The 23,497-nt window shown below is 34.5% G+C and carries 27 protein-coding genes; 22 read left to right on the forward strand and 5 right to left on the reverse strand.

Going from position 1 to position 23,497, the window contains the following annotated elements:
* Positions 1 to 594: 594 nt before the first annotated feature.
* Positions 595 to 720 (reverse strand): hypothetical protein, encoded by a 126-nt coding sequence (locus tag P700755_RS20985; protein WP_281013241.1) that lies wholly within the window; start codon positions 718 to 720, stop codon positions 595 to 597.
* Between the two features lie 73 nt (positions 721 to 793).
* On the opposite strand from P700755_RS20985, the gene P700755_RS09995 reads away from it, so the two are divergent.
* The 13 genes from P700755_RS09995 (at position 794) to P700755_RS10050 (ending at position 9,162) form a co-directional block, all read left to right on the forward strand.
* A complete protein-coding gene (locus P700755_RS09995; RefSeq protein WP_015024549.1) occupies positions 794 to 1,288 on the forward strand; it encodes a winged helix-turn-helix domain-containing protein in 495 nt (164 codons plus the stop codon).
* A 13-nt stretch (positions 1,289 to 1,301) separates the two neighbouring features.
* On the forward strand, positions 1,302 to 1,862 hold the full coding sequence (locus tag P700755_RS10000) for an IS630 family transposase (RefSeq protein ID WP_083858480.1): 561 nt from the start codon (positions 1,302 to 1,304) through the stop codon (positions 1,860 to 1,862).
* A 496-nt stretch (positions 1,863 to 2,358) separates the two neighbouring features.
* Positions 2,359 to 2,505: a hypothetical protein gene (locus tag P700755_RS20420; RefSeq protein WP_015024550.1), complete on the forward strand. Its 147-nt coding sequence runs from the start codon at positions 2,359 to 2,361 to the stop codon at positions 2,503 to 2,505.
* Positions 2,506 to 2,853: 348 nt separating this feature from the next.
* Complete coding sequence (gene cyoE / locus P700755_RS10005; RefSeq protein WP_015024551.1) at positions 2,854 to 3,756, forward strand: heme o synthase; 903 nt, start codon at positions 2,854 to 2,856, stop codon at positions 3,754 to 3,756.
* The gene (locus P700755_RS10010) at positions 3,747 to 4,313 is read left to right on the forward strand and encodes a cytochrome c oxidase subunit 3 (protein WP_015024552.1); all 567 of its coding nucleotides are present in this window, start codon (positions 3,747 to 3,749) and stop codon (positions 4,311 to 4,313) included. The genes cyoE and P700755_RS10010 overlap by 10 nt, the downstream gene beginning before the upstream one ends.
* 44 nt (positions 4,314 to 4,357) lie before the next feature.
* Positions 4,358 to 5,344 (forward strand): cytochrome c oxidase subunit 3, encoded by a 987-nt coding sequence (locus P700755_RS10015; protein WP_015024553.1) that lies wholly within the window; start codon positions 4,358 to 4,360, stop codon positions 5,342 to 5,344.
* Positions 5,345 to 5,371: 27 nt separating this feature from the next.
* The gene (locus P700755_RS10020; RefSeq protein WP_015024554.1) at positions 5,372 to 5,737 is read left to right on the forward strand and encodes a cytochrome C oxidase subunit IV family protein; all 366 of its coding nucleotides are present in this window, start codon (positions 5,372 to 5,374) and stop codon (positions 5,735 to 5,737) included.
* 76 nt (positions 5,738 to 5,813) lie between these two features.
* Positions 5,814 to 6,455, forward strand: a complete 642-nt coding sequence (locus P700755_RS10025; RefSeq protein WP_015024555.1) for a hypothetical protein — start codon at positions 5,814 to 5,816, stop codon at positions 6,453 to 6,455.
* Positions 6,452 to 7,126, forward strand: coding sequence for an SCO family protein (locus P700755_RS10030; RefSeq protein ID WP_015024556.1), 675 nt, complete (start codon positions 6,452 to 6,454; stop codon positions 7,124 to 7,126). Before P700755_RS10025 ends, P700755_RS10030 begins: the two co-directional genes overlap by 4 nt.
* On the forward strand, positions 7,123 to 7,662 hold the full coding sequence (locus tag P700755_RS10035; RefSeq protein ID WP_015024557.1) for a DUF420 domain-containing protein: 540 nt from the start codon (positions 7,123 to 7,125) through the stop codon (positions 7,660 to 7,662). Before P700755_RS10030 ends, P700755_RS10035 begins: the two co-directional genes overlap by 4 nt.
* A 13-nt stretch (positions 7,663 to 7,675) precedes the next feature.
* Positions 7,676 to 7,912, forward strand: a complete 237-nt coding sequence (locus tag P700755_RS10040) for a hypothetical protein (RefSeq protein WP_015024558.1) — start codon at positions 7,676 to 7,678, stop codon at positions 7,910 to 7,912.
* A 1-nt stretch (position 7,913) separates the two neighbouring features.
* On the forward strand, positions 7,914 to 8,267 hold the full coding sequence (locus tag P700755_RS10045) for an arsenate reductase family protein (protein ID WP_015024559.1): 354 nt from the start codon (positions 7,914 to 7,916) through the stop codon (positions 8,265 to 8,267).
* On the forward strand, positions 8,260 to 9,162 hold the full coding sequence (locus P700755_RS10050) for a DMT family transporter (RefSeq protein WP_015024560.1): 903 nt from the start codon (positions 8,260 to 8,262) through the stop codon (positions 9,160 to 9,162). The genes P700755_RS10045 and P700755_RS10050 overlap by 8 nt, the downstream gene beginning before the upstream one ends.
* Positions 9,163 to 9,502: 340 nt before the next feature.
* On the opposite strand, the gene P700755_RS10055 is transcribed toward P700755_RS10050, so the two are convergent.
* Positions 9,503 to 9,970 (reverse strand): fasciclin domain-containing protein, encoded by a 468-nt coding sequence (locus P700755_RS10055; protein ID WP_015024561.1) that lies wholly within the window; start codon positions 9,968 to 9,970, stop codon positions 9,503 to 9,505.
* A 212-nt stretch (positions 9,971 to 10,182) separates the two neighbouring features.
* On the reverse strand, positions 10,183 to 12,573 hold the full coding sequence (locus tag P700755_RS10060; protein WP_342626307.1) for a DUF5916 domain-containing protein: 2,391 nt from the start codon (positions 12,571 to 12,573) through the stop codon (positions 10,183 to 10,185).
* Positions 12,574 to 12,711: 138 nt separating this feature from the next.
* Here P700755_RS10060 and P700755_RS10065 point away from each other — a divergent pair, with 138 nt between their 5' ends.
* The 4 genes from P700755_RS10065 to P700755_RS10080 all read left to right on the forward strand — a co-directional run bounded on the left by P700755_RS10065 (position 12,712) and on the right by P700755_RS10080 (position 15,576).
* Positions 12,712 to 13,041, forward strand: coding sequence for an ArsR/SmtB family transcription factor (locus P700755_RS10065; protein ID WP_015024563.1), 330 nt, complete (start codon positions 12,712 to 12,714; stop codon positions 13,039 to 13,041).
* A 369-nt stretch (positions 13,042 to 13,410) separates the two neighbouring features.
* On the forward strand, positions 13,411 to 13,863 hold the full coding sequence (locus P700755_RS10070; RefSeq protein WP_015024564.1) for a DUF6428 family protein: 453 nt from the start codon (positions 13,411 to 13,413) through the stop codon (positions 13,861 to 13,863).
* A 34-nt stretch (positions 13,864 to 13,897) separates the two neighbouring features.
* Positions 13,898 to 14,908: an ACR3 family arsenite efflux transporter gene (arsB, locus tag P700755_RS10075; RefSeq protein WP_015024565.1), complete on the forward strand. Its 1,011-nt coding sequence runs from the start codon at positions 13,898 to 13,900 to the stop codon at positions 14,906 to 14,908.
* Positions 14,909 to 14,964: 56 nt separating this feature from the next.
* Positions 14,965 to 15,576: a low molecular weight phosphatase family protein gene (locus P700755_RS10080; RefSeq protein WP_245535930.1), complete on the forward strand. Its 612-nt coding sequence runs from the start codon at positions 14,965 to 14,967 to the stop codon at positions 15,574 to 15,576.
* Here P700755_RS10080 and P700755_RS10085 read toward each other — a convergent pair.
* Complete coding sequence (locus P700755_RS10085) at positions 15,556 to 16,509, reverse strand: DUF3667 domain-containing protein (protein WP_015024567.1); 954 nt, start codon at positions 16,507 to 16,509, stop codon at positions 15,556 to 15,558. The genes P700755_RS10080 and P700755_RS10085 overlap by 21 nt on opposite strands.
* A gap of 101 nt (positions 16,510 to 16,610) precedes the next feature.
* On the opposite strand from P700755_RS10085, the gene P700755_RS10090 reads away from it, so the two are divergent.
* From P700755_RS10090 to P700755_RS10105, 4 genes are read left to right on the forward strand one after another with little or no spacing between them, the layout of a single operon-like run.
* Entirely contained in the window at positions 16,611 to 17,336 is a 726-nt protein-coding gene (locus tag P700755_RS10090) for a TetR/AcrR family transcriptional regulator (protein WP_015024568.1), read from the forward strand.
* 4 nt (positions 17,337 to 17,340) lie between these two features.
* The gene (locus P700755_RS10095; protein ID WP_015024569.1) at positions 17,341 to 19,002 is read left to right on the forward strand and encodes a peptidase domain-containing ABC transporter; all 1,662 of its coding nucleotides are present in this window, start codon (positions 17,341 to 17,343) and stop codon (positions 19,000 to 19,002) included.
* A gap of 2 nt (positions 19,003 to 19,004) precedes the next feature.
* A complete protein-coding gene (locus P700755_RS10100; RefSeq protein ID WP_015024570.1) occupies positions 19,005 to 20,372 on the forward strand; it encodes an HlyD family secretion protein in 1,368 nt (455 codons plus the stop codon).
* Positions 20,369 to 21,781, forward strand: coding sequence for a TolC family protein (locus P700755_RS10105; RefSeq protein ID WP_015024571.1), 1,413 nt, complete (start codon positions 20,369 to 20,371; stop codon positions 21,779 to 21,781). Before P700755_RS10100 ends, P700755_RS10105 begins: the two co-directional genes overlap by 4 nt.
* Here the strand turns inward: P700755_RS10105 and P700755_RS10110 are convergent.
* Complete coding sequence (locus P700755_RS10110; protein ID WP_015024572.1) at positions 21,778 to 22,371, reverse strand: riboflavin synthase; 594 nt, start codon at positions 22,369 to 22,371, stop codon at positions 21,778 to 21,780. The genes P700755_RS10105 and P700755_RS10110 overlap by 4 nt on opposite strands.
* A 51-nt stretch (positions 22,372 to 22,422) precedes the next feature.
* On the opposite strand from P700755_RS10110, the gene pdxA reads away from it, so the two are divergent.
* Positions 22,423 to 23,472 carry a 4-hydroxythreonine-4-phosphate dehydrogenase PdxA gene (gene pdxA / locus P700755_RS10115; protein ID WP_015024573.1) on the forward strand — a complete coding sequence of 350 codons (1,050 nt, stop codon included), beginning with the start codon at positions 22,423 to 22,425 and terminating at the stop codon, positions 23,470 to 23,472.
* The last annotated feature ends 25 nt before the right edge of the window (positions 23,473 to 23,497 follow it).

Consider the following 23,497-nt stretch of genomic DNA (forward strand, 5'->3'; position numbering starts at 1 on the left):
TGTAGCTAAGTATGAGTATAAGCTGAAAAAGAACACCTTCTAGAGAGTTACTAATACCAAATTATATTTATAATGCCGTATGAATAAATCGAATTATTTTTTGATTGATTGATTGAAATCAAAAATAACTAGCATAGCCTTAGCTACGGTAATTATTTTTTATAAAAAGCAGGCGAAAAAAGCCTGTGCCGAATTCATTTCGGTAAAACGATTTATTACGACATTATAGGTCTAATTTGGTATTATTCAATGAAAATATCTTTCAAATTCTGAGTGAGGTCTACAGGTTCATTTTCGATATCCCATTAAACCTCCGAATGGGAATAGATTTTGAAGAATTTTTTGCCATTTACAATACTAACATAACAGTTAATTTTAAGGTGTTTTAGAAAAGTGTCTCCACTTTTACACAGTGTTTTTGGAAGTCAAGTCAAGTTTGCTTGCTACCTTTATGATTTAGCTCACGAACTCGGCAGAGAAGGTTACAGCCAAGTCCTCACGCTTGAAGGAAGATAGGTTAGTTTTATAGAGATGGGTTGGCCTATCCAGTAGTGGAAGCCTATTTGAGCTATGAAGCAGTATGCTTTTAGATATTCAATTTGGAAGGGGGGTGGTTGTATTGGAAATACTCAGAGATGCTCCTGCTTTGTGGTTGCTGTAACCGTCTAAATGTAAAGTAATAATTTGTTTTAAGTCCGTTGGATCAAGTGCATTGGCCATAACGTTGTTTTGGCGATAAGGTAATTATACCAAATATGTTTTGTATTGCCGTATATTTTTCGTATATTTATGAATGGGAAGAAAAGCAATTTTAGAGATCAAGGAATCAGATTCAGAGCTAAAGAAACTCTTGTTAAAACAGAAAACCTTAAAAGCAGAAAAACGTTTAAAGAGTTTGCTAGCCATTAAGTCTGGCAAATTTGAAACCCGACAAGAATTAGCTGATTTTTTAGGGATTCATATCAGAAGCCTAGAAAGGTGGATTGTGAACTACAATGCTGGTGGGGTTGAGATGATGTTAACTGATAAGCCTAAAAATAAAACGTCTAAAATTATTACACCACAAATACATAAGGGTTTATCCCAAAGAGTACATGACCCAAATAATCCTTTTTTGGGATACTGGGATGCTCAAAATTGGGTAGAACAAGAGTATGGCGTAGTTGTTAAGTACCAACGGATCCGTGAGTATTTGATTCAGCATTTTAAAACAAAACCCAAGACTCCTAGGAAATCTCACTACAAAAAGGATGTAGAGGCTGAAAAAGCTTTTTTAAAAACTCCCTAATACGCTAGATAACATTAGAATTAGTCTTAATAAAGATAGTTACGACTCTGTTAATTTATACTTTCAAGATGAAGCTCGATTTGGAATGATGAATCATCTTGGAAAATACATAACCGCTAGCGGTGTAAAGCCAATAGTGACCTATCAACATATTTATAAAACGACCTATCTATATGGTAGTTACTCTCCAATAAACGGAGACTCTTTTGTTTGGGAAATAAATGGTGTAAGTACTAACATATTTCAAGCCTATCTGCGGGAATTTTCAACACATAATCCAAAGGAATATAAAATTGTAGTGATTGATAATGCAGGGTTTCATTCTACAAAAAATATAGAGGTGCCACAAAATATAGTCTTGTTAAGAATACCCCCATACAATCCTGAACTAAACCCATGCGAACAAGTATGGCAATACATTAAAAATCGATTTAAGAATCAAAGATTCGAATCGATGAAAAGTTTAAAACAATGGCTAAGCGAAATGGTCTGCGAAATGAAACCAGAAACCATTAAATCTATAACAGGAAACCATCATTTTCTAAAGGCTTTTAATACGGCATTTAATAACTAAATTGGTATTACTCAATTTCACAAAGAGGCTAGGAAGCTAGTCTGAACAGTGACATAAATCAAAACGTTTTAACGTCAACACAAAAGCAACTGGCATAAGTCAAACCGTAATTGCTAGCATGGTTTGGTCCGAAATGTCCAGTACAATGACTTCAAAATCAATGGTATAAAACGAACTGCAGTACCCTCCAATACTATTCTACAATGTTGTAGAATATACAATTGGCTCTAAATCTCATATCGATTTAAGTTATAAGTAGAAATGGATACATCAAATCAATACTTTCTGGCAGTGGTTAATCGATTAATTTTCTTTGTAAGAGGCCGTCACAGGTAATGCTAGTTGGAAAACTAAATTTGGATTCCAACTTCGAGTAAAGTACACAGTTCCCTTTAATTTAGATAATCTTTTATTCCAATTAGAATATAACCAAGTTAGATCTTACACCTATTCTCACAGTACTTTAAATTTTCATTATAAGAGCTATAATCAGTTTATGGCAGAACTTTGGGAAGCAAATTCTAGAGAACTTCTTCTTATCTCAAGAAAAAAGGATAAATGGTATGGGCGTGTAAAATTCATTTTTGGCGTGTGTGATTTTGAAACTAATGCGGATAGTGTCCCATTTTGCGCCTCAGATTAACTTGTAAATGAACGGTAAATAATTGATGATGAAGGCATCAAAATAGGCTAAGCTAATTAAGGTAAACTTTCATTAAGGTAAACTTTCATTAAGGCGAGATGGAAGTAAGATTTATAATAAGCCCAAGGACAAACCTAAAGGTCTATTTGAATCTAATTCACAGGAAGTTTGATACCGCTCTAGGTAAAGCTATAAACTTCGATAGAAATACAACTTGGATTAACTTGGGCTTTAGGACAGATATTTAACCCGTATTACGATTATTAACCCAATACTTAGTAAACATTAACGAACGTCTGCTTCCTAAAAAAAACTTTTTAGCCGTATCTTTGCAAAAAGTTTCGAATATTGTCAGATTCTATTGCATATACACAAGTTTCTTCCTGGATACATGATTTTAAAGAACTCACAAAGGTAAGATTAGCCCTTAGTGTTGTATTTTCTTCAATTGCTGGTTATCTATTAGGTATAGACACTTTTAATATCGGTCATTTCGTATTATTAGCGTTAGGTGGCTATGCCATGGTAGGTGCTTCTAATGCCTTTAATCAAATTATAGAAAAGAACTTAGATGCGAAGATGAAAAGGACCAAAAACCGTCCTCTCCCATCGGGTAGTATGACCACGAATACTGCCTTTTTTATTGCGACTCTTCTTACTGTAATCGGGTTGTCATTCCTTTTTATTATCAACCCTATAACGGCCATGTTTGGGGCGATATCTATTTTTCTTTATGTGAGTGTTTATACCCCATTGAAAACTATCACTCCGCTTTCGGTTTTTGTAGGAGCGTTTCCTGGGGCTATTCCTTTTATGTTGGGATGGGTAGCTGCAACGGGCTCTTTTGGGATTGAAGCAGGAGCCTTATTTATGATTCAGTTTTTCTGGCAATTCCCCCATTTTTGGGCTTTAGGTTGGTGGCTGTATGATGATTATAAAGAAGGGGGCTTTTTTATGCTACCTACTGGTAAAAGAGACAACGGCACAGCAATTCAAATTATCCTTTATACTATATGGACCCTTATTGTTTCAATAATACCTGCGCTGGGTGTCACTGGTGATTTAAAGCTATCAATAGTCGCTGCTGTCTTAGTGTTTATATCAGGCTTGATTATGCTTTTTTACGCCATTAAGCTTTTTCAAAAACGAGAGACCAAATACGCCAGACAGCTGATGTTGGCCAGCGTGTTTTACATTACTTTAATACAAATAATTTACGTATCAGATAAATATATCAGAATATGGTTTTAGATGAAAAACACAAACGTGCAAGGATGATGATGATGTGGTTTGGCATCATAAGCATGTCGATGATGTTTGCAGGATTAACGAGTGCTTACGTTGTGAGTAAAAACAGACCAGATTGGCTTACAGACTATCAATTACCAGATGTTTTTATTTGGAGTACGCTGGTTATATTTTTAAGTAGTATTACATTTCATTTAACCAAAAAATTCACTTCTGAAGGTGATTTAGTAAAGGCTAATGCTATGATAATTTCTACTTTTATCTTAGGAGTTCTTTTTGTGGTGATGCAGTTTGTTGGATTTAATGAGATTGTAGAGGCAGGGTATTATTTTACGGGAAGTGCTAGTAGTATTACAATGTCTTTCATTTACCTATTAGTTTTAGCTCACGTCGTCCATGTCATGGCAGGCCTTATCGTTTTGTTAGTCGTAATTTATAATCATTTTAAAAAGAAATACTCTAAAGGGAATATGCTAGGATTGCGCTTAGGGGTAACCTTCTGGCACTTTGTAGATGGGCTTTGGCTTTACCTCTTTTTGTTTTTATATTTCTTTAGATAATAAGAATTTTGTCTATTTTTGTAAGACATTAATATTTAATTTTTATGGAAGCTACTACCGTTGCAAAAACAGGTACAGAAGGACAGGCATGGGGAGGAGGTGAAGAACAACCTCTAAAAGCCAGTTACGGAAAATTAATGATGTGGTTCTTTATCACTTCAGATGCACTTACATTTTCAGGCTTTTTAGCAGCTTATGGTTTTTCAAGGTTTAAGTTTATTGAAGAATGGCCAATAGCTGATGAAGTTTTCAATCACTTTCCATTTTTACATGGGGTAGATGCACCTATGTATTATGTCGCATTAATGACGTTTATTTTAATATTTTCATCAGTAACAATGGTTCTTGCAGTAGATGCTGGCCATCAGATGAAAAAAGACAAAGTAGTGACATACATGGCATTAACCATTCTAGGAGGGATTATTTTTTTAGGATCTCAAGCATGGGAATGGAAAAACTTTATTCATGGTGAATATGGAGCGGTCGAAACCAGAAGTGGAAAGATTATTCAGTTTGTCGATGCAAACGGAGACCGTATTGCTTTAGATGAATTTGCTACGGCTTCCCCAAAAGATAGAACCCAGCATTTAGCCAAAAATGGTATTTGGTTTAGTTCAGAATCTTCTCTTAACCTTTTGGCTTTAGAAGATGTAAAAAGGGGATTTGAAGCTAATAAGACCCTTCGTGTTAGAACCATGCAAATAACAGAAGAAGGTGAAAAGGAAATTTTAACTAGAGAAGAATCTTTACTGAAATTAAATACTTCTGGTGTAGGTGTTATAGAAGGAGCTAATCTTAGCCAAAACGAGTATGGAGCACCCCTATTTGGTGGTTTTTTCTTTTTCATTACAGGCTTCCACGGCTTCCATGTCTTGTCTGGGGTGCTTATTCTTATTATCGTTTTCTTTAATGTTTTGGTTGGCACTTACGAGAAAAGAGGAAGTTACGAAATGGTGGAAAAGGTTGGTCTTTACTGGCACTTTGTAGATTTAGTTTGGGTATTTGTATTCACATTTTTCTACTTGGTTTAATTAATAATACATTGAATTTATAATAAAATGGCACACGATACAACACACGGAGTACATGCAGGAGCAAAAAAACGCATATGGCAAGTTTTTATCATTTTATCTATACTAACCATAGTAGAGGTAGTTTTAGGAATTATAAAACCAGATTTTCTTGTTCATAATGATTTAGTTTCCTTATCCTTTCTCAACTGGATTTTTATTGTGCTTACGATTGTAAAAGCCTATTATATAGTTTGGGCATTTATGCACATGGAGCATGAATCGGGAAGTTTGAGAAGAGTTGTCGTCTGGACTGGTGTCTTTTTAATTAGTTATTTGATAGCTATACTATTGATAGAAGGGTCATATATTCAAGAAATATACTCTGATGGATACATTACTTGGGATTTCTAAGAAAAGAAGGTTAAATATAATTCAAAAGGCGGTTCACTAAAATCGTCTTTTTTATTTTTGTATATAATTTTATCATATGAAAAAATACGCTGTTCTTATTGTTTTGTTTGTTCTTCCTTTGGTAGCGTATTTATTTTTCTCTAGCGGGATCAATAGTTTTGGAAGACTCCCAGTACTTAAAGAAAATCTTTCCTTGTTGAACGAATTTGAAACTGACGACATCGCCTTCGTCAATAAAATCACAATCCTGACTTTCTTTGGGAACGACTTCAAAGTGAAAAAGGTACATGCTTTCAATATGAAAGAGAAAATCTATGATCGTTATCACAAGTTTGATGATTTTCAAGTCGTTACATTGGTGGCACCAAATTTAGAAGATGAAATCGAAGAATTTAAAAGTGAAATCAATAAAACTTCAGATGCTGCAGATTGGTTTTTTCTTGAACTACCAGACGATCAAATTAAAAAGGTGTTTGAAAGTTTGGAATCTGATTTAAAACTCGATGGTAAGTTTTCTTCAACCTTCGCTTTTGTTATTGATAAAAAAATGAGTTTGAGAGGGAGGAGTGACGACGAAGACGAAGGCACAAAATACGCCTACGATTTAAGCAATATAAAAGAGGTAAGCGATAAAATGAATGATGACATTAAAATCATTCTTGCAGAATATCGATTTGCCTTAAAAAAGAATAATGCGCAAAGAGAAAAAAGACCATGAAAAAATACTCTTACGTAGGAATATCACTTGTCATTTTAGTGTTTGGAATTTGGGTGGTTAGTGAATATCTAGCCCGTAATTCCAAGGAAAGTTTATCCTATATAGAAATAGAAGGCGAACGTAAAAAAGTTCCTGAATTTGATTTTAGAAATCAGAATAATAAAACGATTACCAATAAGGATTATCTTGGGAAAGTCTATGTTGTCGAGTTCTTTTTTGCTACTTGTCCAACTATTTGCCCTATTATGAATGAAAATTTATTGGAGGTACAAGATCAGTTTTATGGTAACATGAATTTTGGAATAGCTTCATTCACTATTAATCCTGAGCATGACACTCCTGAAGTTTTGAAAAAACATGCAGAAGAGCTCGGTGTTAAGCATCCTCATTGGAATTTTTTGACTGGAGATAAAGATAAAATTTATGAGCTTGCCAATAAAGGCTTTAATATTTATGCCCGTGAAGATGAGAAAGCAGAGGGTGGGTTTGAGCACTCTGGGTTCTTTGCTTTGATTGACCAAGAAGGATACATCCGAAGTAGGAAAGATGAAGCAGGGAACTCTATTATTTTTTACCAAGGTTCGGTTCCTATCGATAATAATAGTGGTGAAGGGCATGAAACCCAGCAAATTGATATTTTAATGGAGGACATTCAAATTCTTTTGAAATGAAAGCTAGTTTAATCAAATCCGATAAAACGATGGTTCCAATTATTATTGTACTCTCCATCGTCATTCCAATAGTGGTCATTGTACTTATGAACCTGCCAACTCGTTATAACCTTCTTGGTCTGGATGTTGGGACATTTCCCTTTTTTCATGCAGTTATCAATGGACTTACAGCAATACTGCTATTTCTAGGATATCGATTTATAAAACAAAAGAAAAAAGTTGAGCATAAAACTGTCATGATTACAGCTTTTGGCTTGTCGGCCCTTTTTTTAGTAAGCTACGTCATTTCTAAACTTAGTATCGATCCAGTTCCTTATGGAGGAGAAGGTTTCATAAGATACCTTTATTTCTTTATTCTTATTACACATATCGCCTTATCGGGAATAATTATTCCTTTAGTTCTTTTTACAATCTATAGGGGATTGACGGGTGAATATGATAAGCATAAAAAAATTGCGAGATGGACTTTTCCTATTTGGATGTATGTAGCTGTCACAGGGGTTTTAGTCTATTTATTTATGTTACCTTATTATTAAAATAATGATCACGATGAAAGCAAAAAAAGTTTTAATCACAGTAGCACTGGTTCTGTTCTTTGTCTTTGAGGCCAGTTCCCAATGTTCTATGTGTAGAGCCGTATTGGAGTCTGAAGCAGATCAAGGCGCTGCAAAAGCTATAAACGATGGTATAGTTTATCTTATGGCTTTTCCTTATATTTTGGTAGGCGGTGTACTCTACGTCGTCTACAGAACTTTTAAAAATAAAAAATCTCAACAAAACTCATAAAATGAAAAAAGTATTCTATCTATCCACTTGTGATACCTGCAAAAATATTTTAGGTAAGTTGTCTTTGCCTGAAGATATAAAGCTACAGGACCTTAAGAAAGATCATATTTCTGAAGAGGACTTGGAATACCTTTTTAAATATACAAGATCTTACGAACTCTTACTTAATAAGAGAGCTCAAAGATATAAAGAAGAGGGGTTAAAAGATGAGAACCTGTCTGAGGAAGAAATAAAAACGTGTATTCTATCTCATTACACCTTTTTAAAGCGACCTATATTTATTTATGATGAAAAGATATTCATAGGAAATGATAAGCATACCGTAGATGCTTTGAAGTCTTTGTTTCATGAGTAAACGAGTTCAAGCGTTAATTGCTGCTTTATTTGCAACCTCTGTGTTTGGCGTCACCCATACTCTGGCTAAAGGCTTAATGCCAGATTATATTCAACCTTTAGGTTTTATTTTGATAAGAGTGTTAGGTGCGGGTATTCTATTTTGGATTGTGAGTTTTTTCATTAAAAATGAAAAAATTAAAAAAGAACATTGGCCAAGACTATTATTATGCGCTCTACTTGGGATGGCTCTCAATATGCTTTTTTTCTTTAAGGGCTTGAGTTTAACCACTCCAATTAATAGCTCTGTAATAGTGACCATAACTCCCATTTTGGTATTTGTATTATCTGCACTCTTGATCCGAGAAAAAGTAACTTGGCTCAAGTGTTTGGGAGCTATAATCGGTTTATTTGGAGGGCTTGCCTTAATTATATTTGGCGTACAACAACAAGTTGACGCTCCTAATATTCCGCTTGGTAATGCAATGATTTTTGTCAATGCAACGTCCTATGGTTTGTTTTTAATTGTTGCCAAGCCTTTAACCAAAATCTATCACCCTGTTACGCTTATGCGTTGGCTATTTTTAACCTCTATCATTATAAACCTACCCATTGGTTGGACAGAGTTTGTAAGTGTAGAATGGCAAACTTTGCCTTTTGCTATTATTTGGCGAATAGGGTTTGTAATTATAGGAACTACTTTTTTAACTTACCTGTTGAATATTTTTGCCCTCAAATATTTATCTGCTTCTACTATTGGAGTATTTGTATACTTACAACCTGTCATAGCAATAGCTTTTGCTATTATTTCTGGAGCAGATGAACTCAATGGGTTAAAGATTATTTCTGCTATACTCGTTTTCTTAGGGGTTTTTATGGTAACTAAAAATCCATCTAGGAAAAGAGCTAAAGCTTAATATATTTTTTCTGGTGTTTGTAACAGTTGCTTTTCTGAAGAAATCAATTACTAGCTATGTAATAAATACTTTTTTAAATGCTTGAAAAGGTCTTTAGGTAGTATCTATTTTTAAAATGGAACAACTTTTTTGTATAAAAACTCAGTGATTTCATCATTGAAGTCTAGGTTTAAATTGTCCAAAACTTGCCTAGTGAATGTATGTTTTTATTTTTTTTGGACATCGATTTAAAGACATAACGGTATCAGAAAAATAGTAGGATTTAAAATGCTCACTAACAACATAAAGGATAAAAAAAAGACCACCTGAGAAGGTGGTCTTTAAACTAAACTAAGTTTTTTTACTTTGGCATTACAACACTATCAATGGCATGAATCACTCCGTTAGAAGCAGCAACATCTGCAATAACGACGGTTGACTTTCCACCATTTGCATCAGTTAAAATTACTTTTCCATCTTCAAGGCTTAAGTCAATCTTTCCACCTTGAACAGTGTCTACTGTAAATTTACCATCATTCTCAGTAATTGCACTTATCAATGCAGCAGATTCAAACTTTCCAGAAACAACATGGTAGGTAAGTACACTTGCTAATTTCTCTTTGCTTTCTGGCTTCAATAAAGTGTCTACAGTGCCTTCAGGTAATTTGTTAAAGGCATCATTGGTTGGTGCTAATACTGTAAATGGTCCTTCACCACTTAAGGTATCAACCAATTCTGCTGCCTTTACTGCTGCAACTAATGTTGTAAAAGAATCATTTCCAGCTGCGACGCCCACTATATTCGGGATGTCATTTTTTGAATTTTCCATATTTTTATTTTATTAATTTGAATACAAACTTAATTTATTCAAATACTAGTTTTAGTTAACAAATATCACAATGAGCAAATTATTATCATTGGCTTTAGCTTATGGTTTGTAGGCTATAGCTGTGTTTAGCTTTAGTATTTGTAAGTGGCGTAGATGTTAGTTTTTTTGAAAAACTTGAAATTTGTCCGCTTCAGCTCTTAGGTAAATCATCTCTATTTTGATGTAAAAAAAGATTTCAAAGTGTTAACGTCTAGGAAATATTGCAATCGGATAGAGAAGATATGTTGTATATCCTGTTGAAATAAATTAGCAAACGTAGTTTCAAAATTATTTTCAGCTTCAGAAGTAGTGCTGAACAATTGATTTCTATAGAGAGCGGTTAAAAAGCTTCCAGGTGCAAATTGCCAAGAATAATTTAAATCCAAATTCCAAGTGCTGAAATTAATATCAGGATTGGAATCCAAGCTGGTCTTAGGTAAATTTTTATTTTCAGAAAGCCTTCCGTTTGGATTGAGACCATACATAAACTCGTCATATTTCACCATATCCCAATAATGCCTCAGTTGCAGGTTGAAACCATGGAAGGGGTTAAAATTATAATTTGCAGAGATACTGTTGATTAAAATTGTCCTTTCCCGTTCTCCAAAAATAGGTTCTTGATTCAAAAAGTTAGCAAAGCCTCTGTCATTTATTCGTTTATCGAATGTGAAGTTATACACCATAAAGAAGTAGTCGTTGAATCTTACACGAGGTTCTAGGTTTAGTCTGTAAGCGTAAGAATCCCTCCCTTCTTCAAAAAACGTATTTGTATTTGCTCTTATGTCAATGGCGAAAGTGCGATTGTAGTTAGTTGAAAGAAATCCACCAAAACTTGTGAAATTTTCATAGATAAAAAATCGATCGTCGACGCGAGGTTCAAAATAATCAAACTGTCGTCCTGGTTCCATACCAATATTAAAACCATAAGTATCTAGTTTAGGAGATGTGGCAAAAAAACTAGTAGACAACTCCAAGCCAGTATAGGTGTTAGGGGAAGCCAACTGTTTATAGAGAGAGGCGAAGGTGAGTCTATAAGTTTGAAAGTTGGAGGTTGGCTCAAAAATACGATAAGAAGCTTCAGCTCTAATATTATTAAAATTATTCCTGAGTAAAAGCCCAAGGTCATTAATGTCATATTTTTTATCTGCGTAATCATATCTTAGAGACAATTGGTACTGATCACTGATTTTGGCAATCTCTAAAGCAGAGCTAAAACCTGTCTTGTCATCGGTTTGTAGGTTGAGATGACTCATTTTGAATTCACCCGCAACTTTATAGGTGTTTTTGTTATTGATAAGGTCAAACAATGCTCCTGTGACGTTTGCATTTCTAAAATCTCCAGAACGGGTTACATTGGTGTTGATTAAGCTTACCGAAGAATTTTTATTGAATTGCTGGTCAACCACCAAAATACTATAGTTTGTTAATGGCTCTATAACTTGCTCTCTAGTTTGGTTTTGAAGAGTGTCTATTGCAATAGCCCTAGTTGACTCTGTAATGGCATTAAAAACCCCTATACCAAGACCATTTTTAAGGCGACCAGACATTTTAATAGCGTTAAGCAGGTCTATCTCATCTGGTTCGTTTCCTGCGACTTCATTTCTTCCTAGATTTAAAGTTCCTGTAGGTTCATTTCCTACTCGTCTAGAAAAAAACAAATCTCCTTTCGTGAATAAATCAATGCCTTCGGTAAAAAATTGACGTTGTTCTGCAAACGTTTGCTCAAATGGGCCTATATTGAGGACAACATCATCAAATCTAGCTTGACTAAAATCTGGAATAAGGGTAGCATCCAAAGTAAGATTATCGGTGATGCCATATTTTAAATCTAGGCCAAGTTTAAAATCTGTGGAAGTTTGACCTCCAATCGTATTCACAATTCCTGTTGTAAACGGATATAAATTTAAACGCAATGGGGGTTGAAGATTTTTTATTCCAACGAGTTGTCCGTGGTACAAACCCTCATAGCCTATGGTTCTGTCTATAGGATTCCAAGCATATTCTGCTCGCTCTCTTCTAAAATATCTTCGGAATTGCACCCCCCAGCTTTGGACATCCGTTTTTGGAAATCTTAGTGTTCTATAAGGGATCTCCATTTCCAATTGCCATCCAAAATCGGTAAGCTTAACGGCGCTTTCCCAAACAGCATTCCAACCAAAATCCTGTCCTATGCTTGGTGAAGATAATGCATCGGCTTGGCTACCAGAACTGAAGACGATAAATTGAGTGTCATTTTGAGCATCGTTATTCGGGTTAAGAACCAGAGTAAAATAATCAGTTTGCCCAAACTCATCCCTAATGGTATTTTGACTCATGATTTTACTAGGATCATCAAAAAGTTTTACTGAAATAAATATAGCTTGGTCGTTATAAAATAATTTGACTTCTGTTCTTCGATCTGGTGTTGCAGGAAGGTTTATGTTAGGTGTAAATTGAACGAAGTCACTAGCGACTTTTATAGACTGCCAAACCTCATCCGACAAATTACCATCTATAACAGGAGCATTGTCCTGTCTTGTGATTTGGTATTGCTTCTTTGCTTGTGAAAAAGTTAAATTAACCACGCACAAAAAAAATAAACACACCCAACGAGTAATCATAAAATTCAAACTTATAGGCTTTTGACTTCATTTGATAAAATAAGTAAAAAGACTTTTAAAGTTTATTATTAATCGTAATATTGCAATATATAGATATAAGAAATGGGAATTACACGCACAGAATTATTTACAAACAAACAAAATGAATTTGCGCAGATTGCAAAAGTATTTGGTCACCCAGCACGCTTGGCAATTCTAGAAGTCTTACTCAAAAGCAGTACTTGTATTTGTGGCGATCTGGTTGAGGAATTAGGCTTGGCTCAATCCACTATCAGCCAACATTTAAAAGAGCTTAAAAATGCTGATATTATTAAAGGAAATATTGAAGGGAATTCAGTTTGCTATTGTATTAATGAAAAAAAGTGGTTTGAATTGAAAGTGACTTTCAATGAACTTTTTGACAGGTATCCCAATCCAAAAGAGTGTTGTTAAGGATAAATTTATTCTTTCTATTGATTTATGTTGATAATATGTATTGAGAGCTACAAAATATTTCACACGAAAAATAAAAAGAAAGAGTAGTCATTAAAAATAATTACAGAGAAAGAAAATGATACACGACTATTTTATAAACCTCTTAGAAAAGAATTGAGCAAATGCTTAGTTTGAATATCAAATATAATGATGACAGAAAAGGAACTCTTTCTTAAGGTAACAGGAATCGCTTTAGGTTTATATAAAAGGCTTAGGCCCGGATTGTTTGAGTCTACATAGTAATGTGCCTTAAATTATGATTTGCGAACTAGTTGGCACCCTTTACCTGAAATAAAAGATTGAATTAAATAATAAAAGCACTATAAAATGACACTTAAACAAGTAAAAAAACATTTGGCTAAAGTCGAGGTTTTAAAGTTTCAATTACCAGACGGAAGTATAGTTCCAGCTCATTTTCATGTTACAGAAGTTGGACAAGTTACCAAAGACTTTATGGACTGTGGAGGAACATTACGACATGAAAAAGTGGTTAATTTTCAGCTGTGGAATGCAGATGACATTGACCACAGATTACAACCAAAAAAGCTGAAAAACATTATTCAGCTTTCAGAAACCAAACTTTTTATAGACGATAGATTGGAAGTTGAAGTGGAGTACCAAGGCGATACCATAGGAAAATACTATTTAGGTTTTAATGATGGAAAATTTCAATTGGTGAACACGCTTACAGATTGCCTAGCTAAGGATAAATGTGGAATTCCGGAACCTGAGTCCGCAGAGCAAAATTCAGTTTGTTCTCCAGAATCTGGGTGTTGCTGATGAATTATTTAGATAAACCACTGATTCTAATTTGATGGGAAAGTTTGAAAAATACTTAAGCCTATGGGTAGCTTTAGCTATAATCCTAGGTATTTTTGTAGGTCGTTTTTTTGGAGATTCCATAGAGTTTCTTAGTGAACTTGAAATAGCAAAAGTCAATATTCCTGTAGCTATTTTGGTCTGGATGATGATTTACCCTATTATGGTTCAAATTGACTTTTCATCTTTAAAAAACGTTACCAAAAACAGTAAAGGGATTGGATTAACTTTGGTCATTAACTGGTTGGTGAAACCCTTTACAATGGCCTTTTTTGCTTGGTTATTCCTCGATCAGATTTTTCAGGCCTATTTATCTCCAGAAGACGCACAGCAATATATCGCTGGAGCGATTATCCTTGGGGCTGCCCCATGTACAGCTATGGTATTTGTCTGGTCTTATTTAACCAAGGGAGATGCTAATTATACACTGGTGCAAGTTTCACTCAATGACATAATATTGCTTATCCTTTTTATACCTATCGTAAAGCTTCTCTTAGGAGTGACCAATATTGAAATCCCTTACGATACCTTGATTTATTCAGTACTTATTTTTGTTGTGATTCCTCTTACTGCGGGCTATCTATCCAATAGATACTTGATAAAGAAAAAGGGTTTGGAGTGGTTTAATTCGGTTTTTTTAGCAAAGCTGAAGCCAGTCTCTATGATTGCACTCATAACTACTTTAGTCCTTTTATTCGCCTTTCAAGGGGATAAAATTGTCAATAATCCTTTTGATATTTTGTTGATTGCAGTCCCTCTTACCATTCAGACTTATTTCATTTTTTTTATAACATGGTTCTTAGGGAAATATTTAAAATTGAAGCATAATGTGTGTGCACCATCGGCAATGATAGGCGCTAGTAATTTCTTTGAACTTGCTGTCGCTGTTGCCATTTCACTATTTGGCCTTAATTCTGGGGCTTCACTAGCTACGGTTGTAGGTGTACTTATAGAAGTGCCAATTATGCTGTCTTTAGTCGCTTTAGCTAATAAGTGGAAGTATTAAACTCTAGATATATCCTTAACTAAATACCATTTCTGATGTTTCCAAAAATTGAAAGCTTGTGTCGAAAACTTGAAAGTGAACGTGATTCAATTTCAGAAGAAAGAAAATTAATACTCAAAAGTATCGCAAAAGCTTTGGATATTGAACTTAAAAATAAAGGAAAAGCGGACCTCATTTATATCTGTACTCACAACTCAAGGAGAAGCCATTTTGGTCAAATTTGGGCAAGTGTTACATCAGAATTTTACGGAGTCTCGTCATGCATAAATGCCTTTTCTGGCGGAAGCGAAGTCACTGCCCTTCATCCCCATTCTATTAAAGCTGTGGAAAGCTTAGGGTTTGAAGTTTTTTCCAAGTCAAAAGGTGAAAATCTTCACTATGAAGTAAAATTCAGCGATGAATCATCAACTTTTTGCTATTCTAAACTTTACGATGATAAAAGAAATCCTCAAAAAAACTTTATAGCTATAATGACCTGCTCTCAAGCCGACGAGAATTGTCCCTTTATTCCTGGTGCTGCTTTTAGAACGTCAACTCCATATGGAGATCCAAAGATTTATGATAACACCAAACTTGAAAAAGAAAAATATCTCGAACGTGCTTTGGAAATTGGTAGAGAAGTATGTTTTATGATGTTTTGGTTAGCATCAAAAAAAGACAATGCTTAAAATGGATAAACTACTTAGCACAAAAAGAGCACTTATCCAGTAGAAGTTGATTATAATAAATTGTTTGGACATTGTCTTAATTCTACTCTGATTGTAGAATTTTCGCATAGACTTATACAGGTAGAATACATACAGAAGCAGAAACCATAGACTTGCAAAGCTGAGTATGATGGCCAAAAAAAGCAAAATCAGGAAAACAGTTTGTTGATTGTAATTGAATATGAGGTGGTGCGTGTAGGGGATTTTCCTCCGTATATAAAACAATGAGCTAAAAATAGTAAAAATAGGGACAAAGAAAAACAGAAAAAAGGGCAGCTTTGGAAGTAGAAAATTCAAGAAGCCTATTGGGTTTTCTTTCAGCCTAGTATAACCAAATAAAAAATTGAATTTTAATTGGTTCATAATAGTTTCTTCTATTCCTAAAGAGTCAATCGCTTCAGTATAGTTAGTTCTAGGATTAGCCCTAATAAAATCGGCAATTTTAAAAGCAGTTGAGTTTTTCTCAAAGTCAAATTCATAATTGAAGTTTTCATTATTTTCAATTCGTTCATCTTCTAAAGTGCTCTTTAATTCTTTTAAGTCATCTCTGTTGATCCAGCTTATGGCTAAAAAGAAAATAATAGCAGTGCTTATAAAAAATCTAAATGGATTGACATACTTTATTCGTTTTCCTTGAATATATTCTTTACTGAGTTTTCCAGGACGGAACACTAAAGCACTTATAGTTTTTCTAAAACGGGAGTCATAAGAAATTAAACCAGAGAAAAACTCCACTAAGAGCTCTTTTAAATTTAAAGGTTTTGATGAATTTTTTTGACCACAATACGAGCAGAACCCGTCGGATATATCCAGATGGTGTTCGCAGTTTAAACAAGATTCTGTCCTGTGTAAAAACCGCCTAGGTCTAGATTTAAATTTTATTCTGAGTTTCATTTATAAGTAAAAACTACCGCAAATTACATTATTTATTCTTTCGCTGTTTACAGAGGCCTAATTTTATTTAACATTTCGTTAGTATCAAAAATTCAATTCCTATGACCATGTTGATAGTTTTACTATTAGATTTGCGATCTGAATTAATAGTTATGCATAAATTACTATCCAACTTAAAAATTGACATTAACTCTAGTCTTTATTTAAAAGACCCAGAAAGTTCTCCTTTAGGTAGAAATATTGTTAAGAAAAGTATAGATTTAATTGATATTCATGGAATTGAGGAGTTTAATTTTAAAAAATTGGCTCTTGAAATTGACTCTACAGAAAGTTCAATCTATAGATATTTTGAAAATAAACACAAGCTTTTGCTTTATTTGTCGACGTTGTACTGGGGAATTTTAGAAATTGAGTTTGTATTGCAAACCACGAATATGAAACCTGGAATAGATAAACTAATGAAAGCTGTAGACGTTTTGTTTAGCATTCCAGAATCTCAACACAGCTCTTACAAGCTAGATGGAAAAAAGTTGAGGCATATTTTAAATTCAGAATTTGTAAAAGTCTATCATAATAAACAAGTCGACGAGCAGAATAAAGCGGGGTATTTCAGTATTTATGAGCGCTTAGCCTCTAGGATTTCAGCTATTATTTTAGAAGTAAACCCAGATTATCTTTATCGGAATAGTTTATCTTCTCTAGTGATGGAGGGGTCATTAAATCATTATTTTTTGTCTGAGCATTTTGAAAATTTAACCGATTGTCATTCTAAGGCAAATTTGTATTTATTCTATAAGGATTTATTGACAAATACCCTAAAAGGCTAAACCTATGACAGAAGAAACTAAATTACCTTGGATAAGGCTTTTGCGTTTATTAAAACTGGAACGCAGTCCTGTGTTAAAAATATTTTTCTACGCCATTTTTGCTGGACTTGTAGAGTTAGGACTTCCTCTAGGAATACAGGCAATCGTTAATATTATTATAGGTGGTGAATTTAATGCCTCCGTTATAGTCCTTACACTTGTAGTTTTGTTTACCGTTGCTTTTGCAGGAGTGTTGAGGTATATGCAGCTAAGGATCGGTGAAGATTTACAGCAGCGTATATTTGCACGCTCTTCTTTTGAGCTTATTTATCGTTTTCCGAAAATGAAATATTCAGAATTACAAAACCAATATCCCCCAGAACTTGCCAATCGCTTTTTTGATGTGATGAACATCCAAAAGGCTTTACCAAAGCTAGTTATCGATTTCTCTGGAGGAATAATACAGATTTTATTTGGTTTGATTCTGCTCTCCTTTTATCATCCATTTTTTATTCTTTTTGGTTTTTTGATTTTACTTCTCTTTTATATTGTTTTTAAACTGTCTTTAAATGAAGGTGTAAAAGAAGCCCTTATAGAATCCAAATACAAGTATCAGGTTGCTCATTGGATTCAAGAAGTTTCAAGAAGTTTGGAGGGCTTTAAAGTGTCGGAGAGTTTTTCTTACTCTTCTTCGCGAAATGATGAAACCAGTTATAAGTATCTTCAAGCTAGAGAGCGTCATTTTAGAGTACTCAGATTCCAGTTCTTCAAAATGATTGTGTTTAAAATTATTGTAGCAGCAGCGCTTTTAATTGTTGGAGGTTTACTTGTTATAAACCAACAGATGAATATTGGTCAATTTGTTGCTGCGGAGATTATTATTCTCTTGATGATTAATTCTGTAGAAAAGCTTATTCTTGGATTAGAAAGTGTTTACGATTTATTGGCTGGATTAGAGAAATTTGGTAGAATAACAGATATACCTTTAGAAAGGCAGGACGGTGAAAAACCACTTAGGAAAGATCAAGATATGATTTTCGAATATAAAGACGTTAACCTTTATTTACTAGGGAAGCATATCCTTAAGGATATAAATGTGGAAATACGACCAAAGGACCTTATCTTGGTTCAAGGAACGCCTGGCTCTGGTAAGACAACCCTTCTTAGAACTTTAGTAGGACTAATTGAAGAAATAGAGGGAAGTGTTTTTGTGAATGACATCAATTTAAAGAACATAGAAATAACACATTTCAGAGATTTCGCTGGGCACTTTTTCCCAAACAATAGAACATTTCAGGGTACAATTCTTGAAAACATAACCCTTAATAATCCAGAGATTTCTATGGAATTTGTCAACCTTTTAATAGAAAGACTTCAGCTTAAAGATTTTGTAAAAGCACAAGACAAAGGACTGCAAACGGTCATATATTCTGAGGGAAGACAATTGCCATACACTGTTAGTAAAAAGATTATGATAGCTAGGGCTTTGGCCTCTAAACCAAAATTATTAGTGCTAAAGGATCCAACTGAAGATTTTCTGGATGAAGAAGAAAGTAAAGTCATAGATTTTATTACAGACCCCAACATGCCATGGGCTGTAGTTATAGTGAGTCGAAGTGACAAATGGAAGAGCAAATGCAATCGCTTCTTCTTTATGGATAATGGCGTAATGTCTATAAAAGAATAGTTATGCTAGATGTATCAAAAGAAAAACTGAATGAAAAAGTAGATTTATCTCACTATAAATCTATGCTTTTCACATTCAATAAAGATAGGTTTCTAACCTTCAACAAGATTATGTCTATTTTTGGAATCGTATTTCTAGTTGTTTTGTTTTTGCCTTGGACACAAAACGTACAGGGTAATGGGTTTGTAACCACGTTAGAGCCCAATCAAAGACCACAATCTATAGAGTCTGCTATATCTGGTAGAGTTGAAGAGTGGTATGTGAGCGAGGGTCAAATTGTTAATAAGGGCGATACAATTTTGCATATTTCTGAAGTCACTGATAAGTTTTTTGACCCTAACTTATTGATGAGAACAGAGTCACAAATAACGGCAAAGAACTTTTCTTTGGAGTCCTATACTAGTAAAGTGAACGCTTTAAATTTCCAAATTGAAGCGCTTAAAGAAGAACGAAAGCTTAAGTTAGAACAATCTTTAAATACCCTCGAGCAAGCTCGGCTTCAAGTCCAAACTGATAGTATAGACTTGGAAGCTGTAAAAATACAGCTCAGCATTGCAGGACGTCAATTTGAACGTACTGAAACGCTTGAGAATGAAGGCTTAAAAGCTATTACCGATGTTGAATCCAAGAAACTTCAGCTCCAAAATAGCCAAGCCAAAGTCATTTCACAAAAGAATAAATTGCTTTCCAGTAAAAACCAAGAGATAAATTCTAAAATAGAAATATCTAGTATTAAGGCCAATTATCAAGAGAAAATCTCTAAGGCTGAAAGTGATAAATTTACAGCTTTGTCTGGTCAATATGATACAGAAGCACAAATGACTAAGTTGAAAAATGAATTCACTAACTATAAAGTCCGCTCTGGTATGCTTTTTATCACCGCTCCTCAAGATGGGTTTATCAATAGGGCTATACAGAAGGGAATTGGAGAAACCTTTAGTGCAGGAACGAAAATTATAAGTATCATGCCCATCAATATTGAAATGGCTGTCGAGACCTTCGTTAGACCTATAGACTTACCTTTATTGCATCCTGGTGAGAATGTGAGAATCATTTTTGATGGGTGGCCTGCTATTTTCTTTTCAGGTTGGCCCAATCTTTCTTACGGAACTTATGGAGGGGAGGTTGTAGCTGTAGAACGAACCATCAGCGACAATGGTAAATTTCGAGTGCTCATAAAACCAAACCCAGATGAACAGGAATGGCCGGAGGTTATAAGAGCAGGTTCTGGAGCAAGAACCATTGCCCTTCTCAACAACGTCTCTATTTGGTATGAAATGTGGAGACAAATAAATGGATTCCCACCAGATTACTATCAACCTCAAGAGTCTAATAAAAATAGCAACAAGAATCAAAATGCCGGAAAATGATGCGCTTTTATTCTATCTTATTCTTGTTTTTATTCCATAATGTTTTTGCTCAAGAAGAAAACCTAACCAACACGTTGAGCCTTAATGAATTTTTGGCCTACGTAAAAGAGTACCACCCCCTCTCCAAGCTCGCTAATTTTGAAATTTCAGCGGCACAAGCTGAGTTGCTTAAATCTCGAGGTGCTTTCGATCCTAAGGTTGAGATCGACTGGCAGAATAAAGAATTTAAAGGGAGTGAATATTATGACATTCTAAACTCAACCTTCAAGATTCCAACTTGGTATGGAGTAGAACTAAAGGCTGGTTTTGAACAAAATGAAGGACAATTTCTCAATCCTCAAAACAATGTACCACAAGACGGTCTTTACAGTGCAGGTGTTTCAGTACCCTTAGGTCAAGGCTTATTTATCAACCAGCGGATGGCAGATCTAAGACAGTCTAAAATTTTGCAGGATTTGAGTCAAGCTCAACGGGATATACTTCTCAACAGGTTGCTTTATGATGCTGTATTATCTTATTTAGACTGGTATTTAGCGAATAGAGAAGTTCGCCTTTTTATTGATTTTGTTGAACGTGCTGAGGTGAGGTTTGAAGGTATTAAGCAAAGTGCATTAGAGGGTGACATTCCAACAATAGATACTCTGGAAGCTGGAATTATTGTTCAAAATAGAAAGTTGAGCTTGGAACAAGCTAATCTAAAATTGATCAAGAGTCGATTGACGTTATCGAACTTTCTTTGGTTCGAAAACAATGTGCCTTTGGAACTTAATCCTCTTGTGGATTCAGAAGATTTGACTGCTGGAAGTATAGATCCTGTTTTAGGGACAAATTTGCTTCAGCTGGAAGATTTTGTGCTGGAAAATCACCCTAAAATAAGGGCATTGGATTTTAAAATTGATCAGCTTCGGGTGAATCAAAACCTGAAAGCAGATATGCTAAAGCCACAATTGGACCTAGAGTATAATTTCATCAACGAACGAGTTAATCAAGTTGATAATCTAAATTTTAATGCTAGCGAATACAAGGCGGGGGTATATTTTAGATTGCCTTTGTTTTTGAGGAAAGAACGAGGAGATTTGAAACTTGCCAAAATTAAAGTCAATGAAGCGGAATTAGATCTTGATTTTGAGACCTTGCAACTTCAAAACAAAATACAAGCTTCAAGGAATGAAATCCTTTCTTATATTAAACAGTTAACAATTTTCAAATCTATTGTTCAAGACAATTCAGATTTATTAAGAGCGGAAGAAAGAAAGTTTTCGTTTGGCGAAAGCTCAGTTTTCCTTATCAATTCTAGAGAAGTAGGTCTCATCAATGCAAAAGTAAAGGAGATTAAAGCCTTTGAATTACTTCTTAAGTCAAAGGCCGACCTCTTCAATGTGCTAATCAATGATGCTAATCTCAACTAATTGTTTTGAAGTTCTAGCAAGCGTTTTACATATTTTCCTATCACATCAAATTCTAAGTTAACGACATCGCCTTCGGTTAAATTTTTGAAATTGGTGTGCTCATAAGTGAAGGGGATAATAGCCACACTGAATTCGTTTAATTTTGAATTGACGACAGTCAAACTCACTCCATTAATAGTAATAGACCCTTTTTCAATGGTTACGTTCATCAATTTTGGATCGTAGGAAAACGTATATTCCCAACTTCCATTTTTAGTTTCAGCACGTTGGCAAACGGCTGTTTGGTCCACATGGCCCTGAACAATATGCCCGTCTAGATGAGCATTCATTTTCATGCCTCTTTCTAGATTGATATAATGCCCAATTTCAAGATGGTTTAAGTTACTTTTATTGAGTGTCTCCTCTATAGCAGTGACTTTGTATTTGCCGTCTTCAATATCAACCACGGTAAGACATACGCCGTTATGCGCCACGCTTTGGTCAATTTTAAGCTCTTTGGCAAAGTTTGCTTGTATGGTATAATCTATATTCCCTTTAGAAACCTCTATTTTAGAGATTTTACCTACTTCCTCTATTATTCCTGTAAACATTTTTGTAGATTATTTCGTTACCTTTGTTGGGTACAAAAATAGTTGAATTTTATGAGAACTAAGTCAAATGTCAGGGTAGGAATTAGCATAGGAGACATGAATGGCATTGGGCCAGAGATAATATTAAAATCTCTAGAAGATCCAAGAGTTTTAGAGCTTTTTACACCTATTATTTTTGCCAACTCAAAGATGATGTCCTTTTTTGGTAATCAATTTAACATCAAGCTACAATTTAATGGTATTACCGATGCTAGTGAAGCTATTGAAGGAAAGATAAATGTAGTGAATGTTTGGAAAGAAAATGTAAAAATAAGCTTTGGAGAAGAAAATAAAATAATTGGGGGCTATGCTATTCAATCTCTAAAGGCTGCAACTCAAGCTTTGATAAAAGAGGATATTGATACGCTGGTAACGGCACCAATTCATAAAAAAAGCATTCAATCTAACGAATTTAATTTTCCAGGACATACAGATTATTTAGCTCAAGAATTGAAAGGCGACAGCTTAATGTTTATGGTGTCAGATACTATTAAGGTAGGACTGCTTACCGATCATGTTCCTGTTAAAGACGTCTCTAGTAAAATAACTGAAGAACTTATTAAAAAAAAGGTGAATGCTATTCACGATTCTTTGAAAAAAGATTTCAATATTCGGGAGCCTAAAATTGCTGTGCTTGGTATCAATCCCCATTCTGGTGACGGAGGAGTGATTGGCGAAGAGGATGATGAGGTCTTAAAACCAGCCATCAAAAAATTTATAGAAGAGGGTAAGTTTGTGTTTGGCCCATATTCGGCTGATAGCTTTTTTGGAAGTAAAAATAATGCTAATTTTGATGCCGTTATTGCAGCCTACCATGACCAAGGTTTAATTCCTTTTAAAACTCTGTCTTTTGGCAATGGTGTTAACTTTACTGCAGGGCTTAACAGAATAAGAACATCTCCAGATCACGGGACAGCTTTCGATATTGCAGGGAAAGGTATAGCCGAGGGGAGTTCTTTTACACAAGCTATTTTTATGTCTATTTCTATCTTTAAAAACAGATTAGAATATTTAAAACTAAACAAAAATCCTTTACAAAAACAAACTCAGAAATCATTTTAGTTATTTCTAGAGAGTATTATTAATT

Origin of the sequence: Psychroflexus torquis ATCC 700755, assembly GCF_000153485.2 — a bacterium.
Classification (GTDB): domain Bacteria; phylum Bacteroidota; class Bacteroidia; order Flavobacteriales; family Flavobacteriaceae; genus Psychroflexus; species Psychroflexus torquis.

Excerpts from the sequence above, each read along its gene's own strand:
- P700755_RS10025 (WP_015024555.1), top strand. The coding sequence starts at position 5,814 with ATGAAAAAATACGCTGTTCTTATTGTTTTGTTTGTTCTTCCTTTGGTA.
- P700755_RS10020 (WP_015024554.1), top strand. The coding sequence starts at position 5,372 with ATGGCACACGATACAACACACGGAGTACATGCAGGAGCAAAAAAACGC.
- P700755_RS10095 (WP_015024569.1), top strand. The coding sequence starts at position 17,341 with ATGACAGAAGAAACTAAATTACCTTGGATAAGGCTTTTGCGTTTATTA.
- P700755_RS10110 (WP_015024572.1), bottom strand. The coding sequence starts at position 22,371 with ATGTTTACAGGAATAATAGAGGAAGTAGGTAAAATCTCTAAAATAGAG.
- P700755_RS10100 (WP_015024570.1), top strand. The coding sequence starts at position 19,005 with ATGCTAGATGTATCAAAAGAAAAACTGAATGAAAAAGTAGATTTATCT.
- P700755_RS10055 (WP_015024561.1), bottom strand. The coding sequence starts at position 9,970 with ATGGAAAATTCAAAAAATGACATCCCGAATATAGTGGGCGTCGCAGCT.
- P700755_RS10070 (WP_015024564.1), top strand. The coding sequence starts at position 13,411 with ATGACACTTAAACAAGTAAAAAAACATTTGGCTAAAGTCGAGGTTTTA.
- P700755_RS20985 (WP_281013241.1), bottom strand. The coding sequence starts at position 720 with ATGGCCAATGCACTTGATCCAACGGACTTAAAACAAATTATTACTTTA.
- P700755_RS10085 (WP_015024567.1), bottom strand. The coding sequence starts at position 16,509 with ATGAAACTCAGAATAAAATTTAAATCTAGACCTAGGCGGTTTTTACAC.
- pdxA (WP_015024573.1), top strand. The coding sequence starts at position 22,423 with ATGAGAACTAAGTCAAATGTCAGGGTAGGAATTAGCATAGGAGACATG.
- arsB (WP_015024565.1), top strand. The coding sequence starts at position 13,898 with ATGGGAAAGTTTGAAAAATACTTAAGCCTATGGGTAGCTTTAGCTATA.
- P700755_RS10010 (WP_015024552.1), top strand. The coding sequence starts at position 3,747 with ATGGTTTTAGATGAAAAACACAAACGTGCAAGGATGATGATGATGTGG.
- P700755_RS09995 (WP_015024549.1), top strand. The coding sequence starts at position 794 with ATGGGAAGAAAAGCAATTTTAGAGATCAAGGAATCAGATTCAGAGCTA.
- P700755_RS10040 (WP_015024558.1), top strand. The coding sequence starts at position 7,676 with ATGAAAGCAAAAAAAGTTTTAATCACAGTAGCACTGGTTCTGTTCTTT.
- P700755_RS10015 (WP_015024553.1), top strand. The coding sequence starts at position 4,358 with ATGGAAGCTACTACCGTTGCAAAAACAGGTACAGAAGGACAGGCATGG.
- P700755_RS20420 (WP_015024550.1), top strand. The coding sequence starts at position 2,359 with ATGGCAGAACTTTGGGAAGCAAATTCTAGAGAACTTCTTCTTATCTCA.
- P700755_RS10050 (WP_015024560.1), top strand. The coding sequence starts at position 8,260 with ATGAGTAAACGAGTTCAAGCGTTAATTGCTGCTTTATTTGCAACCTCT.
- P700755_RS10105 (WP_015024571.1), top strand. The coding sequence starts at position 20,369 with ATGATGCGCTTTTATTCTATCTTATTCTTGTTTTTATTCCATAATGTT.
- P700755_RS10045 (WP_015024559.1), top strand. The coding sequence starts at position 7,914 with ATGAAAAAAGTATTCTATCTATCCACTTGTGATACCTGCAAAAATATT.
- P700755_RS10065 (WP_015024563.1), top strand. The coding sequence starts at position 12,712 with ATGGGAATTACACGCACAGAATTATTTACAAACAAACAAAATGAATTT.
- P700755_RS10030 (WP_015024556.1), top strand. The coding sequence starts at position 6,452 with ATGAAAAAATACTCTTACGTAGGAATATCACTTGTCATTTTAGTGTTT.
- P700755_RS10090 (WP_015024568.1), top strand. The coding sequence starts at position 16,611 with ATGACCATGTTGATAGTTTTACTATTAGATTTGCGATCTGAATTAATA.
- P700755_RS10035 (WP_015024557.1), top strand. The coding sequence starts at position 7,123 with ATGAAAGCTAGTTTAATCAAATCCGATAAAACGATGGTTCCAATTATT.